Genomic DNA, 1,648 nt, shown 5'->3' on the forward strand with positions numbered 1-1,648 from the left:
CGGAGACGTAGAGCTGGCGGACCCCGCTCTCCTGAGCGGACTCCAGCACGCTGTCGAGCAGGGTGTCCCCGCCGGTGCCGCCGGTGATCTGGCCCTTCGTCCGCGCCAGCGCCTCGCTCACGCGCGGCGGCACCGCCACCGGCGGCACGGTGGCCGCCGACATCGTGCGCAGGTGGCCCACCGACTGCTCCAGCACCGACTGGACGCCGTCGACCAGGGTGGTGCCGTAGGCCAGCCCGAACCGCGACACCTCGGCGGCGACCACGTCGAGGACGGCGCCGTGCAGCTGCTGCAGCCACTCGTTCGCCCAGCGGTAGGCCTCGGCGTCCAGCCGGGCGCCGTAGCCGGCGGCGGTGCGCCGCAGCGCCTCCCCCACCACGCCGCCCCAGTGCACGGCGGTCTGGCCGAGGCTGCCGGGCAGCTGGGGCCGCAGCACCTCCTCGACCACCCCCGTCACCCGGCGGCCGACCTCGGCCTGCGGCAGGGTGCTGAGCAGCCACTGCTTGACGACCTGCTCCGATCCCGACTCCGGGACGCCGAGCCGCGGCGCCAGGTGCGTCCACTGCGAGCCGACGAGGTCGCGGGCCTGCTGGTCGCCGCCGGCGGGGTTGCCGGGCTGCAGGTGCCCGTCGAGCATCCGGTCGACCGTCATCCGGGCGATCCGCTGGGCGGCGTACTCGGCGTAGCGCTCCCGGCCCATGGTGAGCGAGGCGTAGCCGAAGGAGCCCCAGGCCAGCGTCCGGCCGTCCGAACCCCAGCCGAAGACCGAGGTGTCGACCGGGGCGGAGGCGTTGGTGAGGTCGAAGGCGGCGAACTCCGCCGACGCGGTGCCGCTGGCCACCAGCGCGGCCAGACCACGCCCCAGCGCCCGGTAGAGGTCCTTGGGCTCGGTTCCGAACCGGGCGCCGCCGTGGCCGCTGAGCCCGACCGGGAAGACCCGCTTGAACGGGACGTCCTGGCCGGAGTCGTCGGTGATGCCGATCGCACCGAGCAGGGCGTTGTCGTGGCGCCGGGCCGCGCCGGCCTGGGCGCTGACCACCTCCCCGACCATGCCGAGCCCATTGGCCCGCACCCCGGGGCGCTCGGACTCCGGCAGTGCGTCGAAGGTGTCGGGGGTGGCGAGGAAGGTGGCCACGTCGTCCTGGCGGATGCCGAGCTGGACGAGCATCCGGCACAGGTCGAGCGTCATCGACGAGCCGGCGCCGCCGGCCATCGAGCCGACCACCAGGACGAGGGCGGCGTCGTTGGGCGAGTAGCTCTCCCCCAGCTGGCTGCTCACCTGCTGCAGGTCGGCGTGGGCGCGGGCGTCGTTGACCCGCTCCCAGGCGGCGCGCAGCTCGTCGCGGACCCGCTCCGCACCGTTGAGCAGCACCATCCGGCCGACCGCGCGCAGCTGGCCGGCCCCGTTGGCGACGCTCTGCGGCGGGGCGGTGGGGTGCCAGCCGCTCTCGGTGCGCCGCGGCGCCCAGGTGCCCAGCTCGGCCAGCGCCCCGGCGGCCCGGGCGCTGACGTTCTCGTCGCAGTGGCTGTAGGCCAGCCCCTGCCGGCCCAGCCCGAGGTAGGCCCCGCCGGCCTCGCGGACGGTCGGTAGCGCGTCGGGGGCGCGGTCGGGTGAGGAGGGGACGTCGACGCAGAGGAACTGCCAGCC

The 1,648-nt window shown here is 75.8% G+C and carries 1 protein-coding gene; it reads right to left on the bottom strand.

All coding sequences use genetic code 11. From position 1 onward, the window contains the following. Positions 1-1,648: tubulin-like doman-containing protein (locus DVA66_RS20165; protein WP_232822100.1), on the bottom strand; the 1,648-nt coding region annotated here is incomplete at both ends.

It is taken from the genome of Desertihabitans aurantiacus (assembly GCF_003344635.1).
Classification (GTDB): Bacteria; Actinomycetota; Actinomycetes; order Propionibacteriales; family Propionibacteriaceae; genus Desertihabitans; species Desertihabitans aurantiacus.